21 protein-coding genes are annotated in these 22,562 nt (G+C 67.0%); 8 read left to right on the top strand and 13 right to left on the bottom strand.

Annotated elements, in window-relative coordinates:
• The first annotated feature begins 183 nt into the window (after positions 1-183).
• The 5 genes from C8C94_RS03635 to C8C94_RS03615 all read left to right on the top strand — a co-directional run bounded on the left by C8C94_RS03635 (position 184) and on the right by C8C94_RS03615 (position 4,402).
• Positions 184-672, top strand: a complete 489-nt coding sequence (locus tag C8C94_RS03635) for an Rrf2 family transcriptional regulator (protein WP_121419747.1) — start codon at positions 184-186, stop codon at positions 670-672.
• A complete protein-coding gene (locus C8C94_RS03630; protein ID WP_233573381.1) occupies positions 635-1,594 on the top strand; it encodes an NAD(P)/FAD-dependent oxidoreductase in 960 nt (319 codons plus the stop codon). Before C8C94_RS03635 ends, C8C94_RS03630 begins: the two co-directional genes overlap by 38 nt.
• A gap of 201 nt (positions 1,595-1,795) precedes the next feature.
• The gene (locus C8C94_RS03625) at positions 1,796-2,674 is read left to right on the top strand and encodes a GyrI-like domain-containing protein (protein ID WP_121419745.1); all 879 of its coding nucleotides are present in this window, start codon (positions 1,796-1,798) and stop codon (positions 2,672-2,674) included.
• Positions 2,671-3,657, top strand: a complete 987-nt coding sequence (locus C8C94_RS03620) for a dienelactone hydrolase (RefSeq protein ID WP_121419744.1) — start codon at positions 2,671-2,673, stop codon at positions 3,655-3,657. Before C8C94_RS03625 ends, C8C94_RS03620 begins: the two co-directional genes overlap by 4 nt.
• A gap of 208 nt (positions 3,658-3,865) precedes the next feature.
• A complete protein-coding gene (locus tag C8C94_RS03615; RefSeq protein WP_121419743.1) occupies positions 3,866-4,402 on the top strand; it encodes an ATP-binding protein in 537 nt (178 codons plus the stop codon).
• Positions 4,403-4,476: 74 nt separating this feature from the next.
• Here the strand turns inward: C8C94_RS03615 and C8C94_RS03610 are convergent, their stop codons facing one another.
• From C8C94_RS03610 to C8C94_RS03595, 4 genes are all read right to left on the bottom strand, one after another.
• Positions 4,477-6,645 carry a TonB-dependent receptor gene (locus C8C94_RS03610; protein WP_121419742.1) on the bottom strand — a complete coding sequence of 723 codons (2,169 nt, stop codon included), beginning with the start codon at positions 6,643-6,645 and terminating at the stop codon, positions 4,477-4,479.
• A gap of 159 nt (positions 6,646-6,804) precedes the next feature.
• Complete coding sequence (locus C8C94_RS03605; protein WP_121419741.1) at positions 6,805-8,148, bottom strand: sorbosone dehydrogenase family protein; 1,344 nt, start codon at positions 8,146-8,148, stop codon at positions 6,805-6,807.
• 584 nt (positions 8,149-8,732) lie between these two features.
• Entirely contained in the window at positions 8,733-9,101 is a 369-nt protein-coding gene (locus C8C94_RS03600) for a hypothetical protein (RefSeq protein ID WP_121419740.1), read from the bottom strand.
• Between the two features lie 180 nt (positions 9,102-9,281).
• Positions 9,282-10,280, bottom strand: a complete 999-nt coding sequence (locus C8C94_RS03595) for a DMT family transporter (RefSeq protein WP_121419739.1) — start codon at positions 10,278-10,280, stop codon at positions 9,282-9,284.
• Positions 10,281-10,412: 132 nt separating this feature from the next.
• On the opposite strand from C8C94_RS03595, the gene C8C94_RS03590 reads away from it, so the two are divergent.
• Positions 10,413-11,303: a LysR family transcriptional regulator gene (locus C8C94_RS03590; RefSeq protein WP_082437627.1), complete on the top strand. Its 891-nt coding sequence runs from the start codon at positions 10,413-10,415 to the stop codon at positions 11,301-11,303.
• 25 nt (positions 11,304-11,328) lie between these two features.
• Here the strand turns inward: C8C94_RS03590 and C8C94_RS03585 are convergent, their stop codons facing one another.
• From C8C94_RS03585 to C8C94_RS03575, 3 genes are read right to left on the bottom strand one after another with little or no spacing between them, the layout of a single operon-like run.
• A complete protein-coding gene (locus C8C94_RS03585; protein WP_121419738.1) occupies positions 11,329-11,973 on the bottom strand; it encodes a DsbA family protein in 645 nt (214 codons plus the stop codon).
• A gap of 3 nt (positions 11,974-11,976) precedes the next feature.
• Positions 11,977-12,249 (bottom strand): hypothetical protein, encoded by a 273-nt coding sequence (locus C8C94_RS03580; protein ID WP_233573380.1) that lies wholly within the window; start codon positions 12,247-12,249, stop codon positions 11,977-11,979.
• 53 nt (positions 12,250-12,302) lie between these two features.
• Entirely contained in the window at positions 12,303-13,169 is an 867-nt protein-coding gene (locus tag C8C94_RS03575; protein ID WP_121419737.1) for an MBL fold metallo-hydrolase, read from the bottom strand.
• Positions 13,170-13,293: 124 nt separating this feature from the next.
• Here C8C94_RS03575 and C8C94_RS03570 point away from each other — a divergent pair, with 124 nt between their 5' ends.
• On the top strand, positions 13,294-14,187 hold the full coding sequence (locus C8C94_RS03570; RefSeq protein WP_121419736.1) for a LysR family transcriptional regulator: 894 nt from the start codon (positions 13,294-13,296) through the stop codon (positions 14,185-14,187).
• A 272-nt stretch (positions 14,188-14,459) separates the two neighbouring features.
• Here C8C94_RS03570 and C8C94_RS03565 read toward each other — a convergent pair whose 3' ends face one another.
• The 3 genes from C8C94_RS03565 to C8C94_RS03555 are packed head-to-tail and all read right to left on the bottom strand — an operon-like array spanning position 14,460 to position 17,257.
• Complete coding sequence (locus C8C94_RS03565) at positions 14,460-15,452, bottom strand: tripartite tricarboxylate transporter substrate binding protein (protein WP_121419735.1); 993 nt, start codon at positions 15,450-15,452, stop codon at positions 14,460-14,462.
• Between the two features lie 45 nt (positions 15,453-15,497).
• Positions 15,498-15,869, bottom strand: a complete 372-nt coding sequence (locus C8C94_RS03560; protein WP_121419734.1) for a hypothetical protein — start codon at positions 15,867-15,869, stop codon at positions 15,498-15,500.
• A gap of 11 nt (positions 15,870-15,880) precedes the next feature.
• Positions 15,881-17,257, bottom strand: coding sequence for an acyclic terpene utilization AtuA family protein (locus C8C94_RS03555; protein ID WP_121419733.1), 1,377 nt, complete (start codon positions 17,255-17,257; stop codon positions 15,881-15,883).
• Between the two features lie 106 nt (positions 17,258-17,363).
• Here C8C94_RS03555 and C8C94_RS03550 point away from each other — a divergent pair, with 106 nt between their 5' ends.
• Positions 17,364-18,257 (top strand): LysR family transcriptional regulator, encoded by an 894-nt coding sequence (locus tag C8C94_RS03550; protein ID WP_121419732.1) that lies wholly within the window; start codon positions 17,364-17,366, stop codon positions 18,255-18,257.
• 87 nt (positions 18,258-18,344) lie between these two features.
• Here C8C94_RS03550 and C8C94_RS03545 read toward each other — a convergent pair whose 3' ends face one another.
• From C8C94_RS03545 to C8C94_RS03535, 3 genes are all read right to left on the bottom strand, one after another.
• Complete coding sequence (locus C8C94_RS03545) at positions 18,345-18,737, bottom strand: VOC family protein (protein WP_121419731.1); 393 nt, start codon at positions 18,735-18,737, stop codon at positions 18,345-18,347.
• A 282-nt stretch (positions 18,738-19,019) separates the two neighbouring features.
• Positions 19,020-21,233, bottom strand: coding sequence for an ATP-binding protein (locus C8C94_RS03540; RefSeq protein ID WP_121419730.1), 2,214 nt, complete (start codon positions 21,231-21,233; stop codon positions 19,020-19,022).
• On the bottom strand, positions 21,218-22,438 hold the full coding sequence (locus C8C94_RS03535; RefSeq protein WP_199731182.1) for a hypothetical protein: 1,221 nt from the start codon (positions 22,436-22,438) through the stop codon (positions 21,218-21,220). Before C8C94_RS03535 ends, C8C94_RS03540 begins: the two co-directional genes overlap by 16 nt.
• Between the last annotated feature and the right edge of the window lie 124 nt (positions 22,439-22,562).

Below are 22,562 nucleotides of genomic sequence, written 5' to 3'. Positions count from 1 at the left end.
GCGCAGGGTTTCGGCAAGCTCAACCCGAATGGTTAGGGCGGGCAACGTCTGTCAGAAATTAAGCCAAATTGGCCTCTAGCGCTTATTCATCAAGCGCTAGCAGCTATCAATTCAGTAGCTTCCTGTTCGTGCGCCAGCACTGTTTCTGGTTGCATGCTAGCATCACGCAACTTTAAATGTTGCATGAAACGAGATAGCCGACTTTCCAATGTTCTCCACGCGCTGCTGCACATGGCAGAGATGGAGGGGCCTGCTACATCTGAGGCCATGGCGCGGGCCATGCAGACCAACCCCGTGGTGGTGCGCCGCCTGATGGCGGGGCTGCGGTATGCGGGCTTTGTCACCTCGGCGAAGGGGCATGGCGGCGGGTGGGTGCTGTCGTGCCCGCTCACCGACATCACGCTGCGCGACATCTACGAGGCGCTGGGCGCGCCCACGCTGTTGGCCGTGGGCAACCGCGTGGAGAGCCCCGGCTGCATCGTCGAGCAGGCGGTGAACCGCGCGCTGACCGACGCCTACCAGGCGGCCGAAGAGGCGCTGCTGGCGCGGCTGGGCGAGGTAACGCTGGCGCAGCTGTCGGCCGAGTTTCATGAACGCATGGTGGCTGGGTGCCACGGTCACAAGGAGATGGAGCATGGCGACGGCAGCAATGGCAAAAACCCAGGCGTATGAGGTGATCGTGATAGGCGGCAGCTTTGCCGGCCTGTCGGCCGCAATGCAGCTGGCGCGTGCCCGGCGGCGGGTGTGTGTGGTGGATGCAGGCCAGCCGCGCAACCGGTTTGCGGCCGCGTCGCACGGCTTCTTCGGGCAAGACGGCGAGCCGCCGCTGGCGATGATCGAGCAGGCGCGGCGCAAGCTGGCGGCCTACCCCACGGTGGTTTTTGTGCAGGGCACGGTGGTGTCGGCCACGGCGCAGCAACGGGCGGGGTCACCCGAGAACGGGTTTGAAGTGATGCTGGACGATGGCGCAACCCTGGAGGCCCACAAGCTGGTTCTGGCGTTTGGCGTGCAAGACGGTTTGCCGGACATTGCAGGCCTGCGCGAGCGCTGGGGCGCATCGGTTTTGCACTGCCCGTATTGCCACGGCTATGAATTTGCAGGCCAGCGGCTGGGCGTGCTGTACCACTCGGCAGGCTCGGCCATGCACGCGCAGCTGATTGCCGACTGGGGCCCGACCACCCTCTTTCTGAATGGCGACACCACGCTGGAGAGCGCCGAGCGCGAGCGGCTGCTGGCCCTAGGCATAACCATCGAGCCCGCGCCCATCGCCGCGCTGGAGGGCCTGGGCCAGGCGCTGCAGGCCGTGCGCCTGCAGGCCACCGGCAGCGGTGACGCGCGCGTGGTGCCGCTGGCTGCGCTGTATGTGGCCGCCACCACGCGCCCTGCCAGCCCGCTGGCCGAACAACTGGGCTGCGCGTTCGACGATGGGCCCATGGGCCCTTACCTCCGCACCGATGCGAACAAGATGACCACCGTGCCCGGCGTGTATGCCGCAGGCGACCTGACGCTGATGCGCCACAACGCCACGTTGGCCTCGGCCGAAGGCGTGCTAGCGGGCGTGGGGGCACACCAGGCGATGGTGTTTGGGCAATAAGAGCAGCTAACAAAACTCTTCTGGCGTTGTTGCCGCGTCTTGTCGTACTGCTCGTACTGCCTGCGACGCAGCGCCTAGCCAGAACCGCTTCGCTGATTTTTGTCAGCCGCTCCAAGTAGTGCAGCGCTGCCGCGGCACCAGGCCACAAAGTAGCAAGATCGGCTAAGTACCGGCGCGCAAGCTGCGGCAAACTCTGCGGCCATGAGCCTGGACCAGAGCGCCGATCAGCACTACCGCGACCGCGTGGCCCGCGTGGTCGCCCACATCGTGGCGCACCCGCTGGCAGCGCATCGGCTGGAGGACCTGGCCGCCATTGCCCATTTTTCCCCATTTCACTTCCACCGCGTCTACAGCAGCATTGCGGGCGAAACCGTGGCCGCCACGGTGCGCCGCGTGCGCCTGGCCTTGGCCACGCGGATGCTGGAGCAAGGCGGGCAGAGCATCACGCAGGTGGCGCTGGAGGTGGGCTACGACAGCCCGCAGGCCTTCACCCGCGCGTTCAGCCAGTTCACCGGGCAATCGCCACGGGCGTTCCAGCGGGACATGCACCGCCTCATCCTTGATTCAGGCGCCGCAAACGCGCACGCAAACGCGCATGCAAAGGCCGAGCAAACGCTGGCCGTGCAGATCGTTGAGCGCCCGGCGCAACGCCTGCATGCGTTGCGCCACCAGGGGCCGCCATCCACCATCCCCCACACGCAGCGGCGGCTGTACCTGCAGTGCGGGCAGCGCGCTGTCCACCGGCTGGGCGCATCGTGCGGAGACCCGCAGGACGTGGAGGGCGGCAGCTTTCGCTACTACGCGGCCGTGGTGCTGCCAGAGCCTCTCTCAGTGGCAGATGGCGGACTGGAACGGCTGGACATCCCCGCAGGGCTGTACGCACGCCACACGCTCACCGGCCCCTATACGCGCATCAACGCGGCACTGGCGGCCATCCACACACGCTGGCTCCCGGCCAGCGGCTATGAGCCGGACGACCGCCCCACGCTGGAGCACTACCTCAACTCCCCCCGCAACGCCGCGCAGGCAGACCTGCGCACCGACCTGCTGATTCCCATCCGACCCACCACACCCCTATGACCCGTTTTCGCTGGCTCTTTCGTTCCCTTTTGCCCGCAGCGCTGTGCTGCGCCGCCACCCTGGCCCACGCTGCAGGCTTTGCCTTTATCGAGGTGCCTGCAGACAAGGACGGGCCCGCGCTGCGCGGCGCCGTGTGGTCGCCCTGCAGCGCACCGCCGGGCCGCATTGACCTGGCGCCGCTGGTGCTGCAAGGCACGCGGGACTGCCCCGTAGCTGGCCAGGGCCTGCCGCTGGTGGTGGTGTCGCATGGCGCGGGCGGATCGGCCCTGGGGCACCACGACACGGCGGCCACGCTGGCCGATGCAGGCTATGTGGTAGCCGCCATCAGCCACCCGGGCGACAACTTTCAGGACCTGAGCCGCCAGGGCCACCTGTCGGCCTTTGCCACGCGGCCGGTGGACATGAAGCGGCTCACGGATTACATGCTGGGCGCCTGGCCCCAGCGCGCGCAGCTGGACGCGGGCAAGGTCGGTTTCTTTGGCTTTTCACGCGGCGGCTACACGGGCCTGGTGGCCATCGGCGCCGTGCCGGACTGGACGTCACGGCAAGACCTGTGCTCGCCGCTATCCACCCGGCCCTTGTGCGGCGAGATCCGGCGCAAAGAAATCCCCGCCACTCCTGCGCCGGACCCGCGCATTCGGGCTGCAGTCATCGTCGACCCGTTGAGCGTCTTCGATGCCAAGGGCTTGGGGCACGTCAGAACCCCCATCCAGCTGTGGGCCTCGGCCCTGGGTGGTGATGGCGTCACACTGCAAAGCGTGGAGACGGTGCGCCAGGGTCTGCCCAGCGCGCCCGACTGGCAGCTGGCGGCCAACGCCGGGCACTTCGCCTTTCTGGCGCCCTGCTCACCAGCGCTGGCCGAGGCAGTGCCCGGCATCTGCCGCGATGCAGCAGGGTTTGACCGGGTGGCTTTTCACCAGACTTTCAATGCCCAGGTGCTGGCGTTCTTTCAGCGGCACATCGCGCCAGCCAAAGCGCCCTGAGGGCAGGCTGGGATTCGTCGCACCCACATGGCCCGTGGGTTGACGCAGCCCGCGCCAGCCACCTACACTGCCAACCTCGCATCTGGTCCTTGGGATCGGAGCGACCGCAAAGCCCTCCACCACCGTTGAGGGTTTTTTTTCGTCCGCCCTATGGAAAGCTCTCCCTGCTTGCAGAGAGGGCTTTTTGCATTTCTGGAGCCTTTTTCTCATGCACACCGCTTCAACCCACACCGCCCCACGCATCCACCTGGTCATCGGCCCGGTGGGAGCGGGCAAGTCCACCTTTGTGCGCCACCTGGTGCAGCAGCACCGCGCCGTGCCGCTGAACCTGGACGACTGGATGGCCACGCTGTTTTCGCCAGACCGGCCCGATACGGCCGACGTGATGGCCTGGTACGTGCCCCGCGCCCTGCGCTGCCTCACGCAGATCTGGAAATCCGCCGAGGCCGTGCTGAACGCGGGCAGCGATGTGGTGCTGGAGGTAGGCCTGATCCAGCAGCACCAGCGCGACGCCTTCTATGCCCGCATGGGGCCGTGGGCCGACACCATGGTGGTGTATGTGCTCGATGCTCCGCGCGACGTGCGCCGCGAGCGCGTGTTGCGGCGCAATGCCGAACAGGGAGAGACGTTTTCGATGGTGGTGCCGCCGCACATCTTTGAGCTGGCCAGCGACCTGTGGCAACCGCCCGGCGATGTGGAGTGCGCGGAACGCACCGTGGTGTTTGTGCCGATGGCGGAGCGGTAGGCCGTGGTTGCAGCTGTGCTTGCACGCAGGCCCTTCCGTGGCGATGGAAGTGCCCCGGGGCCAGACCACCTCGACTACATGAACTGCGCGCGCAGCCCCACCATGAGGCGCCTGCCCGCGGCGGGCTCGAAGTAGCGGCCATTGGCGTCGTTCACGATGAGGGTGGCCGCGTGGTGGCGGTTGAACACGTTGTCGAGCCGGGCCCAGAGCTGCCAGCGCGCCGTGCCTGCACCTGCACCTGGACCTGCTTGTTGGCCGCCCCAGCCGTAGGCCGCGTGCAGGCCCAGCACGGCAAAACCGGCGGCCCGCTCGCTGTTGACATCGTTGGCAAACACCGGCCCCGACACGTTCGCCGTGGCACCCAGTTGCCAGCGTGTGGTGGGCGCGTAGTCGATGGCAAGTTGCGCAGCGTGCCGCGCTGTGCCCGGCAACTGGTTGCCTGCGGCGACGTTGGCGCCTCCTGCCCCGGCGTAGGCGCTGCCAAAGTGGGCATCCAGGTAGGTGTAGCTGGCGCGCGGGGCCCAGGTGCCCCACTGTGCACGCCAACCCACTTCAAGCCCCCGGCGCCGCACGTTGTCCACGTTCTGGAACACCGAGCGGCCGTTGACCGTGGCCACGGGCACGATCTCGCCCTGGCTGCGGGTGTCGAACCATGCCAGCTCCAGCTGCTGGTGGGTGCCTTGCCACTTGGCGCCCACCTCCCACTGGCGGCTGCGGGCGGCAGCCAGTCCGAAATTGGGGCCGGTGTTGCCGGTGCTGTAGGCCATCTCGGCCAGCGTGGGGGTTTCAAAGCCCTGGCCTGCGTTGGCGTACAGGTTGAGCTGGTCGGTGGCGGCCCACACCAGACCCAACGCGGGGCTGGTGTGGCGCCAGTTGCGCGCGCCACTGTCGTCGGGGTTGGCGGGGGTGATGTAGCGGTCATCCACCTGCACGCGCACCTGGCTGGCGCGCAGCCCTGCGATGGCGCGCCAGCGCGGGGAGAGCCAGGCGTCGACCTGGGCATACACATCGGTGTTGGCGGCACTGTCTTGCTCGTCGCGCCGCAGCGCACCGCTGGTGCCCGCGTTGTTCACAAACCCCTGGCGGTGTTCAGACAGGCGATTCGCCTCTGCCCCCACCGTCCAGGTCAGGGGCAGGCCCGAGGGCAGGCGCACGGCCCGCGTCCAGGTGGCGGCCGCGCCGTGGTAGCTGCGGTCCAGGTCCACCACCCCGCCTGCGCTGTTGGCCGCCGCACCGCTGAACGACAGGTACTGCGTGAGCTGGCGCCCACCGCCATAGGCGCGCAGCCGCACGCTGTCGGTGTCACTGAGCTGGCGCTCCAGCACCAGGCCCAGCTGGTTCTGGCCCACCGACTTGCGGGTGTTGAAGGTGGTGGCCAGGGCGCTGGCCTGGCGCGGGTCGCCATCGAATTGCGCGCGCGTGAGGCCCAGTGGGTCTTGCGCCTGGGGCTGGTCGTACAGGTTGACCAGGGCCGTGATGCGCGTGCGGCTGTCGGGCTGGGCCTGCAGCTTGGCGTTGAGGTGCGTGCGCCGCGCGGCGCTGTGGCCGCGCCAGCCCTCGGTTTCGAAGTGCGACACGCCCACCAGCCCGCCCAGGCGCTGGTCGCCAAAGTCCATGGATGCGTCCACCAGCCGCTGGCCGAACGAGCCCAGCGCCACCCCCGCCTGGGCGCCACCGCCGGGCCGGGGATCGCGGGCGGTGACCTGCACCACGCCCCCTGCCGCGTTGCCATACAGCTGCGCGAGCGGGCCGCGCAACACTTCGACCTGGCTGGCCGACGGCAGGTGCGCGGTGGCCGCCTGGCCCTGGCCGTCGGGCATGGTGGCGGGGATGCCATCCACCAGAATCCGCACACCCCGCACACCAAAGGTGGCGCGGGAGCCAAAGCCCCGCACCGCGATCTGCAGATCCTGCGCGTAGTTGCCGCGGTCTGTGGCCACCACGCCAGCCTGCCCAGCCAGCAGCTCTGACAGGTTCACCAATGGCGTGGGGGCCGTGAAGGCATCCACGGCCACGCTGCTGTGGCTGGCGGCACTGTCAAACTGGCGCTGCGCCTGCGCGCTGCCGGTGACCTGCTGGGCTTCAAGTGTGGGGGGCGTGGTGGGCAGTGACTGGGCGGGATCGGCCGGAACATCTTGCGCATGGGCATGGGCGTGCGCCACCACGCACACACAACTGGCCAGGATGCGGGCAACCCTGTTAACTTGGGCGGCGTGGGGCCAATGGGTGGCTGCAAAAGACATGGGTGCCGATTCCTGGTTGCGGAATTTCTGAACGGGGCTTTACGGAGCGTCGCGTGGCGGGCACAGGGGCCAAGCCCCGCAAGCCGCAGGATAGTCTGCTGTGGCCCCGTGACGGTCATGCGAACCACCGCAACGAAGGGCCGAGCACCTACGCAGACGTCATTCGGACCGCACCACGCGCCAGACCACGTTGCCCACGTCGTCGGCCACCAGCAACGCGCCCTTGCCGTCCAGCGCCACGCCCACCGGGCGGCCATAGGCGTCGCCGTCCTTGCTCAAGAAGCCCATCAGAAACGGCTGGGGAGGCCCCGAGGGGCGCCCGTCGGCAAAGGGCACGAAAACCACGTTGTAGCCCGTCAGCTCCTTGCGGTTCCACGAGCCGTGCTGGCCGATGAACGCGCCGCTGGCGTAGGCGCCGGGCATGCGGGCGTCGGAGAACGCCAGGCCCAGCGGCGCAACGTGTGAGCCCAGGCCAAAGTCGGGGGCGATGGCCTTGGCCACCATGTCGGGGTTGGGCGGGTTGACACGGGTGTCCACATGCTGGCCCCAGTAGCTCCAGGGCCAGCCGTAAAAGGCGCCGTCCTTCACCGAGGTGAGGTAGTCGGGCACCAGCTCGTTGCCCAACTCGTCGCGTTCGTTCACCACCGTCCAGAGCAGCTTGCTCTGCGGCTCCCAGCCCAGGCCGTTGGGGTTGCGCAGGCCGGTGGCAAACAGCCGCTTGCTGCCAGTCTCCACGTCCACCTCCCAGATGGCGGCGCGGCCCTCTTCCGCCGCCATGCCGTTGTCACCCACATTGCTGTTGGAGCCCACGGTGGCATACAGCTTGCGGCCATCGGGGCTGGCGATGATGTTCTTGGTCCAGTGGTGGTTGGCCCCGGCGGGCAGATCGGTGACCCTGACGGGTGCCGTGTTGACCGAGGTCTGCCCGGTTTCGTAAGGCACCTTCACCACACCGTCGGCCGTGGCAATGAAGAGCTGGGTGCCCACCAACGCCATGCCAAAGGGTGAGAGCAGGTTTTGCATAAAGGCGGTGCGCACATCCGCCACGCCGTCACCGTCCGTATCGCGCAGCAGCGTGATGCGGTTGGCGCTGGGCGTGCCAGCACCAGCGCGTTTCATCACCAGGCCCATGGCCAGGCCACGCAGGCCGTCGGAGTGCACGTTTTTGGCGCCCTCTGCAGGCGGTGGCTTGTTGCTTTCCGCCACCAGCACGTCGCCATTGGGCAGGGTGTAGACCCAGCGGGGATGGTCCAGCCCACGCGCCAGCGCCGTGACCTTGAACCCCGCAGGGGCCTGCGGCTGGGTGCCCTGCGGCCAACCCTGTGCAGGTGCGATGTTGAAGGTGGGCACCAGGCCACTCTTTTCCGGTGCGGGCAATTGCGGGTTCGGACCCAGGCCGGGGCCAGGGGTGGCCGGCTGGGCCAGGGCCAGAGCCATGGACCCTGCCAGGGCCAACGCCAGCGGCCCCTGGGTGAAGCGGTGGGAGCAGAGGTGCGTTTTCATCAACGCAGTATGGGCGGCCCGATTTGCGGGCAGCTGTAGGCCAGTGCCGTCAGTTCCGCATGTGATGGCGGCGTGTGATGGCGGCGCGCGCACCCTGCACGCACATAGAGGCAGCGGGCACACCCCATACCGCGTCGATTTTGGTCTTGGTAGCCTTGGATGCTCTCCTGCGCCGCGCCAAGGGCATGGTGGCCAACTGGCCCAGCGCGTGGGAAAGGTTGTCGGTGCTGCCGCCGGACCCTGTGCTCGCTTGAACGGGCTGGCGGGAGGTGCGTTTTGACCTCGGGCCGGACTTGGGTTCGGATCATCGGTCGGTGGTGGTGCAACTGACGGAATCGCCGTAGTGCACACCACCAGAATACTACTGATTTGATAGCTTGAAGCGCTTATCCATCAAGCGCTGGATAGCTTTTTTGGCATAATTTCTGCGGAGGCGTTCCTCTACGGCCTGCGAGCACAACGGGCCGTTCACGCTGAGCCTGCCCAATCACCTGGTGGGCCATTGACAGGCGCAGCCCGAACGGATTTGCGCTATCTACCCCCATCCAGCACGACGTTCCCGGCGGGGGTAAGTTGTGGTGCCGTCAACAGCCGTTCGCGTGCACGGCAGTGCCTGGGTTGAGCTTCTGGCACGCTTTGACCTGGTTGGATTTGACCCGGTTATCCACCCAAATAGTGATGTGCGGATCCGTGGCCTGATGGCAGCCTTTTTCGACCTCGACCACACCACACGAGTCCAGAATCTGGCTGGCCAGGGGTGCGCTGGAACGGCGGTCCTTCGCATTGTTGAGGAACGCCTCAATCTGAGTCTGGATGTAGGGCTGCCCGGTGGCGCCGTTGTTCACATCGTTGTTGTTGGGTTGATTCCACTGAGGCTGGAATACATAGGTCGGCCTCGCAAAGGCTGTGCCGCACAGCAGCAACACGCAGACCGCAGTCATGAATTTTTTCATTGCCAAGTTCCCCTTCATGCCTACTCTGTGACGATTTTCGGCGCCCTCGGCTTCATCACGTGTTGATGAAGTGAGCCCATGGTGGCGCCACCAAAGCGGTTTGGCGATTACAGGAAATTACAGCGAAATTCTTCACAAGCAATGGGCGCATTTCACACATTGAGCGGGGGGCGGGCCTGATCAGCGGCTTGCGGTGGTGGGGCCCGGAGTACCCACCCCCATCGAACGGGGCCGCCGAATCGTCCACAGCGCCACAGCCATCAGCCCCACGCCGCCCAGTTGGATGGGGCTGAGCGTGCGGCCATACACCACCCAGTCCACCAGCACCGCCGTGAGCGGGTACACAAACTGCAGCACCGCAATGCGCCCCAGCCCCAGGCGCGACATGCCGGCAAACAGCACCACATACGCCAGGCCGGTGTGCAGCACGCCCAGGCCCAGCAGCCAGCCCCACGCGGCGCCCTGCTGCGGCCAGCCCAGCACAAAGGGCGCCCACGCCAGCGCCACCGCGCCCACCAGGCACTGCCACAGCGCCATGGCAAAGGGGCTGATGGTTTTCTGCGTGTTGGCGAGCAGCGTCACGCCCGCATAGCAGAGCGAACCGCCCAGGCACATCAGCACGCCAGCCACATAGCTGCCGCCGCCGGTGCTGCTGGCCGCTGCGGCGGCTGCGGTGCCGTCGAGCAAGCCCGTGGTCAGCACCAGCCCGCCCAGCGCGGCCAGTGTGGCCAGCCACTGCGTGGGCGACACGGCCTCGCGCAAGAACAGCGCGCCAAACACGATGACCCAGATGGGCTGGATGTGAAAGATCACGGTGGCCACGGCAATCGATGTGCGTGGGATGGCTGCAAAGAACAGCGCCCAGTTGAGCACCATGAGCACGCCCGTAGCGCAGGCCACCCAGCGGGCACGGCCGTACAGAAAAAGTTGCTGTCCCCGCCCCGTGGCCAGGCACCAGGCCAGCAGCGCCAGTGCACCGAATGCGCAGCGGAACCACACCGTGACCAGCGGGTGCTGGCCCGCCTCTTCCACAAACACGCCGATGGTGCCCAGCAGCACGCCACCGGCGATGAGCAGCCACTGGCCGTCGCGCTCGCGGGTGAGGGCATTGGCATTGACGGGCTGCGGTGCGGTGGCCAGGGATGGCGATGCGACGGTGCTGGCTTTGGAGTGGTTCATGCCGCCGATGCTCACGCTTTACAGGCATCCTGTAAAACGGATAAATCGAACAGCTACCATTCGATAAACGAATTTACCAACCCACCGAGAGCCCCACCACTGTCGTCACTGCTCCGACCGATAAAGGCCCCCATGAACTACCCAGACTTTCAAATCGACTGGCTGCGTGCCTTTGTGGCCGTGGTGGATGCAGGCTCGCTCTCGGGCGCGGCGCCGCTGGTGCACCGCTCACAGTCGGCCGTGAGCATGCAGATCAAGAAGCTGGAGGCCGCGCTGGGCCGCCCGGTGCTGCTGCGCGGACCGCGCCACCTGGAGGTGACGCCTGCGGGCGCCGAACTGCTGTCGTATGCGCGCCGCGTGCTCGATTTGCAGGCTGAGGCACATGCCGCATTGTTTGGCCCCAAGCTGGCGGGCCGGGTGCGGCTGGGGGTGCCCGACGACTATGCGTCGGCTTACCTCACGCCAGTGCTGCGCAGCTTTTCGCACCGCTACCAGGGGGTGGAGATTGAGCTGACGTGCGAGCAGTCCACGTCGCTGATCCCGCGTGTGGTGAAGGGCGAGCTGGACCTGGCGCTGGTCTCGCAAGACAAGCCGCAACGCGGGCGCTTCTTGTTCGACGAGCCGCTGGTGTGGGTGGGGGCTGCCCAGTTCGAGGCCTGGCGGCGCGATCCGCTGCCGATTGCGGTGTATGAATCGGCCAGCATGGCGCGGCAGGCCACCCTGGCCGCGCTAGGCACGCGGCGGCGGGCCTACCGCATCGTTTACCACAGCTCCAGCCTGGCGGGCCAGCTGGCTGCTGTGGAGAGCGGTTTGGCGGTGGCGGTGCTCACGCGGTGCAGCGCCCCGGCCCATTTGCAAATCTTGCAGAACCTGCCGGCGGAGTTTGACCTGCCGCCGCTGGCTTCGATGAACGTGGCGGTGCTGCGCAGCAAGGTGTCGCTGCGCTCACCGGCCGTGGATGCGATGTATGAGCAGATGGTGCGGACCTTGGGCCGACGGGGCGAACTCCTGCCCAAGGCCTGAGCGCTGCCTCCTTGGGTTCAGGGCCTCAGGCCGCCAGGATGTGCTCTACCAGTTTCTCGCGCGGCCCCAGCAGCGCATCGCCTCCGATCAACCGCAGCGCACCGCCCTGCCCCTTCACCACCAATTGCGGCACGCCCCGGGCACCCACGGCACGCAGCGTGGCCTGGGCGCGGGCTACGCGCTCGGCCACCACGCTGTGCAGTGCGGCGTCGGGTGCCAGCGTCAATGCGGCGGCATCGGCCAGGCCCAAAGCCCGCAACAGGTCCGCCAGCACCTCCGGTTCTGCGGTGTCGCGGCCTTCCACATAGCGTGCGTGCTGCAGTGCGTGCAAGGCTCCCAGTTCATGCGCAGGCGCGGTCTGCACCACGGCAGTCAGCGCGAGGGTGGCAGGGCCTGAATCAAAGCGACCGGACACAGCACCCAGAATTTGATCGCGGTAGGCCTGCGTGAAGGGCTGGCCTGTGAGCTGCTGGATGCGCTGGTCGTTGGACCAAGCATAGGCGGCAAACTGCGCGTCCATGGGCCGTGCGCCTGCGCCTGCAAACAGACCGGTGGGGGCCAGCACCACCTCGACACCCTTCTGCGCTTGCAGGAACTTGAGCGCGGGCGCGGCGGCATAGCACCAGCCGCACAAGGGGTCAAACAAGTAGGTCACGGTGACGTTGGGCATGGGTCAGGTTCTTTCTTGAGGGTCTGATGTTTCGGACGCAATCAGTGCGGCTTCAAACGCCGCAATCTCTTCGGCCAGCGTGCCCCGGCTGCGGAAATGGCGGGCGGCGCGGTCGTACCAGTTTTCGGCATCCTCCAAATCACCTTCCTGCAGGTGCAGGATGCCGTGCAGCCAGGCTGCGAGCATGGAGCCATCGTGCTGCACCAGATCGTGCGCCGCGCTCCAGCGCCCGGCGTGCAGGTGCTGCAGGACTTGTTGGAGCGGGTGCGTGGTCACGATCTGGTTCCTTTCTTTCAACAACTTGCTTTGACAGCTTTCAGCACGTCATCTCACCACTTCATCTCGCCCTTGTTGACCTTGGCACCGATGTCCAGCGACAGGCCCATGGGCGCTGCGGGGTAGGCCTTCTTCATCGCGTCGATGAGTTCGGCGCTGGTCTTGGTGGCGGCGGCGTTCTTCTCAAACGCTTGCAGGTAGCCCTTGGTGTAGCTGATGTTGGCGGCATCCAGCGCGCCACCGGCGGGCATGTGGCCGGGCACCACCACGGTGGGCTGCAGGGCGGCCATTTCGTCGAGCTGGGCCACCCAGGCGCTGCGCTCGGCCACCGTTTGTGTGTCGGCCGTCCACACATGGGTGTTGGTGCCAAACACGCCGATGGTGCCCACCACGGCCTTGATGGATGGAATCCACGCATACGGGCGGTGCGCCAGCAGGCCGGTGGTGCCACGGATCTCCACGGTCTGGCCGTCCACGCTCAGCGTGTTGCCAGCAATCGCCTTGGGCAGCACGGGCGTGCGCGGTGCATTGGCACCCATCTTGGGGCCCCAGAAGGCGAGCTTGCCAGCCAGCTTGGCGTTGATCTTCTCCAGCACGGCGGGCGTGGTCACCACGTCGGCCTTGGGGAAGATTTCTTTCAGCGTCTCGACGCCAAAGTAGTAGTCGGGGTCGGCCTGGCTCACGTAGATGGTCTTCAGCTCTTTGCCCGTGTCGAGCACGTTGGCGGCAATGCGCAGCGCGTCGGCACGGGTAAAGCCGGCGTCGATGACCATGGCTTCCTTCTCGCCATAGACCAGCGTGGAGTTGACGTTGAAGCTGTTGCCGTCGGCGTTGTAGACCTTGACTTGCAGGGGCTGGGCGGCCTGGGCGCCGGTGAAGGCAACGGCGAGGGTGGTGGCGATGAGGGTGGTGCGGAACATGGTGGTTTCTCCGGTGTGTTGAGCGGTGGTGCAGATGACGGAATGAAGTTTATTTGCGCAAATCGATCCAATAAACCCGATAATTCGCGCATATTTGTTTCACCAATCGATCAAATAGCCCCTTATGGACCGCCTGACAGCCATGCATGTGTTTGCCGAAGTCGCCACCAGCGGCAGCTTCAGCGCCACGGCCGACAAGCTCGATATGTCGCGTGCCATGGTCACGCGCTATGTGGGCGAGATGGAGCAGTGGCTGCAGGCGCGGCTCTTGCAGCGCACCACCCGCAGCGTGACGCTGACCGACGCGGGCGAACACGCGCTGCGCCGCTGCCAGCAGATGCTGGCGCTGTCGCAAGACCTGGAAGAAGAAACCGCCACCACCACCGAAGGCGCATTGCGCGGGCAGCTGCGGCTGACCTGCAGCGTGTCGTTTGCGTTTGCGCAGATGGGTGCGGCGATTGCGGACTTTCTGGCGCAACACCCGCAGCTCAAGATTGACCTGGACGCGAGCGAAGGCTCGTTGAACCTGGTGGAAAAGCGCATCGACCTGGCCATCCGCATCAGCGCCGAGCCCGACCCGCTGCTCATCGGCCGGCCACTGGTGCGGTGTGATTCGGTGCTGGTGGCCTCGCCCGCTTACTTGACCGCGCACGGCGTGCCGCAGCAACCCGCCGACCTGGCGCAGCACCGGTGCCTGAGCTACGCCAACTTTGGCAAAAGCGTGTGGCAGCTGACGCGCGGCGAGGTGGTGGAGCGTGTGGGCGTGAGCGGCCATTTCAGCGCCAACGAGGCCACCACGCTGATGCGCGCCGCGCTGGCGGGCGGTGGCATTGCGATGCAGCCGACGTATCTGGTCAACCCCTACCTGCACCGTGGCGAGCTGCAGGCTGTGCTGCCAGGGTGGGACTTACCGGTGATGACGATCTATGCGCTGTACCCGTCGCGCCGGCACTTGTCGCCTGCGGTGCGGACGCTGCTGGATTTTTTGGTGGCGCGGTTTGCGGGGGTGCCGTGGTGAGAGGATAGCCACCTTACCAGAGAACTATCAATTTGATAGCTTCTAGCGCTTACCCATCAAGCGGTAGAGGCCGATTTGGCTTGATTCTCGCAACACTTTGAAGGCGCGCTGACACTCCCTCTCCCCTGGTGGGAGAGGGTTGGGGAGAGGGGGAGCATGGGGCGCGGCGCTCGGAAGAAGAGCCCCCTCTCCCCCGCCCTCTCCCGCGAGGGGAGAGGGAGTGAAGACCCGGCGCAGCGCGTGTTACCCCCCGCCGCTACCAAGCCTTCTATTTACTCCGCCTCAATCCCCGCTGCCTTGATCACCTTGCCCCACTTCTGGGTTTCGCCGGCCTGGAACTTGGCCAGTTCATCGGGCGTGGTGGTCCAGGCTTCGGAGCCCGCGTTCTCGAAAAAGCTCTTGGCCGCTGCGCTCTTGGTGGCGGCGGTCAGCAGCTCGTTGAGGCGCGCCACCACGGGCGCGGGCGTGCCTGCTGGCACATAGGCCGCAAACCAGTAGCCCATGTCGTAGCCCTTCACGCCCGCTTCGTCCAGCGTGGGCACGTCGGGCAGCTGGGTGCTGCGCTTTTGCGTGGAGTAGCCCAGCGCACGCAGCTTGCCCGCCTTGACCTGCGGCACGCCTGTGGAGGTGTCAGTGATCATCAAATCGATCTGCCCGCCCAGCAGGTCGGTGATGGCCAGCGGGTTGCTCTTGTAAGGCACATGCAGGATGTCCACGCTTGCCAGCTGCTTGAGCATCTCGCCCGCCATGCGGCTCGATGAGCTGCCGCTGCCGAAGCTGAGCTTGCCGGGGTTCTTCTTGGCAAAGGCCAGCAGCTCGCCCACGTTCTTGTACGGCGCGCTGGCGTTGACCACGAGCACCTGGCCACCCTTGCCCAGGCCGGTGACCGGGGCAAAGTCCTTCACTGGGTCGTACGAGAGCTTTTTGTACAGGTGCTCGTTGGCGGCATGTGTGGTGTTGGTGGTGATGAGCACGCTGTACCCATCGGCCGCCGACTTGGCCACGGCCGACGCGGCGATCATGCCGCTGGCGCCCGCCTTGTTGTCGATGACCACGGGCTGCTTGGTGTCGTTGGTGATGGACTGGCCCAGCGCGCGGGCCAGTTGGTCGGTGGCGCTGCCTGCGGCGAAGGGCACGACAAAGGTGATGGCCTTGGCGGGGTAGGCGCCGGCCGCCTGGGCCAGCGCAGCGGGGGCGTGCAATGCGCCGAGTGCCAGCACTGCGGCGGTGGCGAGCAGAGCGCGGCGGGGGGATGAATGGGTCATGTTGTCTCCTGGTGTTGGTATGGATGGAAAAGCGAAATGGAAGGCCTAGGCCGTGGGGCCGCCAAAGTGCGGCCCCAGATCGGCGGGCACGGTGATAGGCATATCGAGCAGCAGGTAGCTCAGCGCCTTGCCGTGGCTATCGAGGTTGAGCGAGTCGTTCACGCCGCCGTCGAGCACGTCGTCCAGCACGAGGTTCATGGCCTGCAGCTGGGGCAGCAGGTAGCGCGTGACCTGGCGCGGGCGGCGCTGCACAAACTGCTGTGCCACGGCGGTCTCGGTGACTTGATCGACCAGCACATCCCACAGCGCGGGGTGCCAGGCGATGACGCTGATGTTGGAGCGGTTGCCTTTGTCGCCGGTGCGGCTGTGGGCCAGGCGATACAAGGGAACAATGACGGTAAGGTTTGTAGTGGTCATGGCTTGAGTCCTCAATCCACCATCTCGAAGTAAACGGACACGGCCTCGCGCGGCACCAGGCACGACACGGTGCCAAGGCGCGGTCGCATCGCCGTGCGCACGCCGCCGCCCCCTGCGGGGCCGCAGGTGTACAGCGCGGTCACCTCGCGCACCAGGCGCTGGGCGCTGGCGTGGTCGCGGTGCTGCAGGGCCACGCGCAGGCGCACATCACGGGGGGCATTGCCGGCTTCGTCGTTGCCGTGGGCGGATGCATCCAGCCAGCGGCTGGTGTCGTCGCCAAAGATGCTGGTCACGCCAATCAGGTCGATGCGCAGCGGGCCCAGGCCCTGCAAGCGCTCGCGCAGCACCTCGCCCGCCAGCCGGGCACGAGCCTCGGCGCGAGGGCCGGCGTAGGAGATTTCGCCCTCGGCAAACCAGCCCGATTCAAAACACACATTGACCTTGAGCGTGGCGGGCCGTGCATGGCCCTGCACGCCCTCCAGCCGCACCGCGTCAGCGCCCACCGTGGTCACGCGGGCGGTGGTGATGTCGGCCACCACGTCGGGCGTGAGGTACGCCGCCGGGTCGTGCAGCTCGTACAGCAACTGTTCCTTCACCGTGCGTTCGGTGATGCAGCCACCAGTACCCGGGGGCTTGGTGATGGTGCAGTGGCCGTCGGCGTCGATCTCGGCAATGGGGTAGCCCAGTTGCGCCAGGCCCGCCACATCCTTGTAGCCGGGGTCGGCAAAGTAGCCGCCCGACACCTGTGCACCGCATTCCAGCAGATGCCCGGCCATGGTGGCGCGGGCCAGCCGGTCCCAGTCGTCCAGCGCCCACCCGTAGTGCGCCAGCGCAGGGCCCAGCACCAGCGACGGATCGGCCACGCGGCCGCAGACCACGATGTCGGCGCCAGCGCGCAGCGCATCGGCAATGGCCTGCGCGCCGATGTAGGCGTTGGCGCTGACGACGGGCTCGGTGGGCATGGCGCTGCCCATTGCGCCCTGCAGCAGCGCGCGGTGTTCGGGGCCGCTCAGGTCGTCGCCTTGCAGCACGGCAATGCGCGGGCGGGCCAAGCCCAGCTCGGACGCTAGCGCGTCGATGCGCCGCGCCGCGCCGTGCGGGTTGGCCGCGCCAAAGTTGCTGACGATGCGCACGCCGTGCGCCAGGCACAGCGCCAGCACGGGGCGCAGCAGGTCCACCAGCAGGGGTTCATAACCTGCATCGGGGTCGGCTCGGCGCGCCAGCTGGGCCAGTGCCAGCGTGCGCTCGGCCAGCGTCTCGAAGATGAGCACCGCAGGCTGGCCGCTGGCGATGAGCGCCTGCACCACGGGCAGGGCCGCGTCGGTGCGGTCGCCCGAGAAGCCGGCGGCGCAGCCCACCAGCAGGTTGGTTTTTTGGTCGTTCGGCATCAATCCGTTGTCTCCTGTCCGTGAATGTAGGAACATGGCGGCCTTCTGTGAAATCGATTGTTACGATGAATCCATCTGAAAAACAGATGAATCACACCCACCCCGCATGAGCGCCGCCCACCTTTCCAGTCGCCAGCTCGACGCCTTCCTTGTGTTGGCCGAGCAGCGCAGCTTCACGCGCGCCGCCACGTTGTGCCATTTGTCGCAGCCCGCGTTCAGCGCCCTTATCCGCGCGCTTGAGGACGACCTGGGCCTGCGCCTGTTCGACCGCAGCACGCGGCATGTGGACCTGACGCCCGAGGGGAAGAATTTTCTGGAGTCGGCCCGCCGCATCCGCATCGAGATCACCAGCGCGCTTTCGGCCGTGCGCGACGCCGCCACGCTGCAGCGCGGGCGCGTGGCCGTGGCGCTGCTGCCGTCACTGGCGGCAGGCTGGCTGCCGGGTGTGCTGGCACAGTACCGCGCGGCGCACCCGGGCATCGAGATCGACATTGCCGATGTGCTGTCCGAGCCCTGCATCGACCGCGTGGCCAGCGGCCATGCCGACTTTGCGCTGGCCGCCATCCGCGCCGACACGCCCGCGTTGCAGGCCGAGCCGTTCTGCAGCGACAACTTCTACCTGGTGTGCCCGGCCGACCACCCGCTGGCCCGCCGCCGCAAGGCCATCACCGCGCAGGATCTGGCCGCCTGGCCCTTCATCCACCTCGCGCGCACCAGCAGCGTGCGCCAGTACCTGGAGGCCGCCCTGCACCCACAGGCCATGCACACGCTGATGGAGGTGGAGCAGCTCGCCACCGTGATGGGCATGGTGCGCGCCGGGCTGGGCATCAGCGTGGTGCCCGCGCTCACGCTGTTCCACTTTGACCAGCCGGGGCTGGTCACGCGGCCGTTGTCGCTGCCGGGGCTGACGCGACAGATCTATCTGGTACGGCGGCGGGACGAGAGCCTGTCTGTGGCGGCGCAGGCGCTGTATGCGCAGGTGATGGCGCAGCGGCCATGATTCACAGGCGGCAAAAGTACAAATTTGATAGCTATCAGCGCTTATGCAACAAGCGCTGGCGGCCAAATTTGCTTGAAATCCAGCCGCCTAGGTGGCGGCTGCGCGCGCATAGCTCACGGTCAGCATCTCCCACTGGTGCCCATCGGGCTCGTTCCAGTACACGATGCGGCCACCGTGCGCTGTGTCCACCTGGCTGTCCACGGGGCCGTGCACCGCGCTGCGGTACGGGATGCCCGCCGCCTGGATGCGCGCGAGGATGGCGTTGAACTCCGCATCGCTCACGCGAAAGCAGTAGTGGATGCGCGGAATGGGCTCGGGCCATTCGTCGAAGTCGATGGTGAAACCATCGTTCACGAACACAGGGAAAAACGGCCCCACGCCGGTTTTGGACCAGGGCACTCCGAGCAGTTCGGCCAGCAGCCGGGCGGCGGCCAGCTTGTCGCGGGCGGGCACCATCAGGTGATCGAGCTGGATGGGCATTGTCCAAACCTCCTGTAGAAGTCCAAGCCCTCGCGGCCTGGGGGGGATCAGATGGCCGCAGTGTAGGGGCTGCCGCTGGGGTTCAACCCGCCAGCGGAAACTACCCCAGGAGCCTCTGCAGGAATCGAGCGGCACTGGTGCGCTGCGCATAGGGATGGGCTGCCAGGCGCAAAGCGCAGCAATAGCCGTAGCTATTGCGAACATTTGCTTGCGACGCAGACCGCCCGATCCGCAGATGCACACGGCGCGGTGATTCGTGCAGAGGCTTCCTAGGCTTCATGCTCACCCGCGACCGAGCACCGCCAGCTCCTGGTGCAGCAGCAACTCCACCTCAGTCGGCTCGAACTGGTCCTGCAGCAGCGGGATGGCAAAGCGGTATTCGCCTGCCTCATGTTTGCGCAGCACGTAGGCCAGCTGCAGGCGTGCCAGTGACTGGCGCAGGGCCTGCGCGTCGCCCGCGATGCCGTGGCTTTGCAGCAGTTGGGCCAGGGTGACCAGGCTGGTCTGCCCGGCCTGGGCTGTGTGGTAGACCACGATGCGGTCGAGGCGGCAGGCGGCTTCGTCGTGGCTCAGGCGGCCCCAGCCGGCCAAGGCGTCTTGCACGGCTTGCGAGGCCAGGGCCTGGGTGAGGTGGCGGGCTTCGATGACACGTTCGCCGGGCAACAGCGCCTCCAGGCATTCCTGGCACAGGATGGCCACCAGGTTGGCACGCTGGCCGCTGGCGTCGATGAGGCGATCCACCAGTTTTTCGTTGTCAAAGCCCAGGCGCAGCTTGCGCAGTGGTTCGGTGGCCAGTTCACGGCAAGCGGCGCGCTCCAGGCCGCCGATGGTCAGCACCTCGCCAAAGTTGCGCAGCGGGCTTTGGTAGTCGAGCACGGCGGTGGCGTACAGGTCCCAGAAGCCCGCGAGCATGAACCAGCAGCGGCCCTCTTCGCTGAGCGCGCGCAGGGTGGACAGCTGCACGTAGCCGTTGGCCGATTCGTCGCGGAAGAACAGGTCGGCCTCGTCGATGAGCAGCACCAGGCGCTTGCCCTGGTACTGCGCCTGCAGGTGGTCCACGATGGCTTCGAGCGGTGTGTCGGCGGGCAGGCCAAACTGCAGCGCCATGCGTGGCGCCAGGCGGTGGTCGCGCAGCGAGACGTAATGGCACACAGTGTGCGGGTGGCCTGCCATGCGGCGCTGCACGGCCTTGAGCAGACTGCTTTTGCCGAGCTGGCGCCCACCCACCACCAGGTAGTTGGCGGGCTCACGGTTGATGACGCGGGCCAGCAGTTGCGCGCGGCCAAAGAAGGCGCCTTCACGTGTGACACCGCCGCGCGTCTGGTAGGGCGAGATGCGGGTGATGCGCAGCTGCGCGGCCAGTTGGCGCAGCAGCACTTGCAGGGCGTCGCCGCCGATCAGCCATTCGGTCTGGCTGGCGCTGTCCACCATCACATGCAGATTGGCGCGGTCGTCGGCATGGGCGCGCAGCAGCGGCCAGGGGGTATCCACGCTGTGCTCGCTCAGAATGAGCAGCACATCGCTGCCCATCTGCGTGGCACGCAGCTGGCGCAGCACGGTGGCTTCGTCTATGCCGGGGGTGGGCACAAACACCAAACAACGGTCCAGCGACACGGGCAGGTCGGGCGGAAACTGCCACTCGAACACCTGGCCGGGCAGCGCCCAATCCGTGCTGGGCTGGCAGCGGGCCGACACGCGCTCGGCCAGCGCGCGGGCCAATGCCGGGGCGCGCTCGCCGCCCGTGGGCTGGGCGCAGGCCACGGCGCGGCGCCAGTCCACCATACGAATGTCGGCAGCCAGCAGCGTGGGTTCCAGCCGCCGCAGCCAGCGCAGCAGCCGGTCGATCTGAGGCAGCCGCGCCAGCGGGGTGCGGCGCAGGCGCGCGGGGCGCAGTTGGCCCGCGCCAATCATGGGGTGGCGGACCACCCACACCACGGCGCCCACGGCAAAGATCACGCCGCACCACAGGATGAGCGAGCGCAGCCAGGCAAACGGATCTGCATCGGCGGTATGGGTGGGAGGTTTGGCGGGCTCAAAGTCGTCGGTGCTGCCTTCCAGGCAGTTGATGGGCAGATAGCCGGGTGGAATGGGCGGGTTGCCGGGGCGGCACGTCCAGGTGTGGGTGCCAGGTTTCAGCTCCACCACCACCTGCGTGCCTGCCAGTTTGCCCAGCTCGGGGTTGTGGGCGATGTCGGCCTGCAGCACGTTGGGGCGCGGGGACGTTACGCGCAGCTGCGGGTTGGCAATGGGCGGCGCGTATTGGTGGATGTCCTTGGGCCAGCCATCCAGCTCGTTGCGCGCCTCGATCATGGCGACGCGCCACTGCACCAGCTCGCCCCACACCGGGCCTACATTGACCGACGCCAGGAACGAGCCCCGCGTAACCGGATTGAGCTGGGGCGTGAACAGCGCACTGGCCACGAACAGCGTGACCACCGCAATGACCACGGCACGCACCACGGCCCTGGAGAAAAAGGGGCTCAAGCGTTCGAGCATGCGTCCAGCACCATCAAGCCTGCATCGCGGATGGTGGCGCAGCGCCAGTGCAGCCGCGCCGCATCGCCCGTGCCGCGCACGTGGATGAGGTTGCCCCAGAACAGGCTGCGCAGTTCGTCGTCCTGCAGATAGGGCCGCGCGCGGCCTAGATCGTCGGCCTGCAGCAGCTGCTGCAAGCGCGTGCGCGTGGCGGGTGTCTGGGCCAGCGGCAAAAAGGTTTGCCACAGGCGTGGGCTGCTGGTCAGGTGGGTGCGCAACGCAGCAGACGATGCATGACCATCACCCACCCCTTGGTCTACCAGCCACTGCAACCCTTCTTCAAACAACGCGGGATGGCCGCCGCTGAGCGCCTGCAAGTCGGCCACCACGGGCTCGGTCCAGGTGTGCTCGGGCCAGCGGTGGCGGGCCAGTTGCGTGAGGTCGTCCAGCGACGGGTCGGGCCAGTGGTGGACCTGCGCAATGTTGAGCAGGGAGAGATCGCCACTGCGGTATTTGAGGTCGGCCAGCGCCTCGCCGCCGCACAGCAGCAGGTGCAGGCGGCCGCTGTGCATCTCGCTCAGGCTGCGCAAGATGCCCGCCAGGGTTTCGCGCAGTGCGGGCGTTCCCTGCTCAAAGCGGCTGACCAGGCAGAAGATGCGCTCACCCGCCAGCAGGCGGCGCTCCAGCGCGGATTCAAACTCGTAGTCCGACGCCACATCGCCCAGGCCACATTGGCGGCCGATGGCGGCGAAGTATTCGGCGGGCACGGTGCTCACGCTGTAGGGCGGCTGGATGTGCAGCACCGAGCCTTCGCCGTACTGCGCGCGGGCTCGCTGCAGCAGCTCGTGCCGGAACGGCGGCTGGCCCCAGTGCGCGGGCGACAGCAGCAGCGAGATGGGGTATGGCACCGCCTGGGCCAGTTGCGCAAACACCTTGTCCTGGAACGCGGCAAACGGCTGCGCGCCGGTGGATTCGGCCTGCAGGGGAAATTCTGGTGCAAACCCAGCTGCGCTGAGCAGGCGGTTGGCCTCGCTCTCGGTCAGGCGCAGGTAGCGGGTGCAGGCCACCAGCTTGTCGCGCGAGCGCGGGTTGGGCACCGAGATGCCGTTGCGCCAGTTGTTCACCGCCTCACGGCTCAGGCCGATCTCGGTGGCCACGCCGGAGGCGCTGGCGCGGATGCGGCGCATGTAGACCGACAGAAGATCGGCAAAGGAATCAGGGGACATGGAGTTGTGGACTAACGAAGGCTGGTACACCGAGCCAAAACCAAGGGCAGCGAAAAACATGGGGACGGTGGGCAGGCATTGTCAGCCTTGCCAGACCACCGCCATCCCACTGCGCAGTGCGGAG

The sequence above is a fragment of the Acidovorax sp. 94 genome (assembly GCF_003634645.1).
Classification (GTDB): Bacteria; Pseudomonadota; Gammaproteobacteria; order Burkholderiales; family Burkholderiaceae_C; genus Acidovorax; species Acidovorax facilis.
The sequence above is the reverse complement of the archived record's forward strand: the minus strand, read 5'-3'. Positions and strand labels throughout refer to the sequence as shown.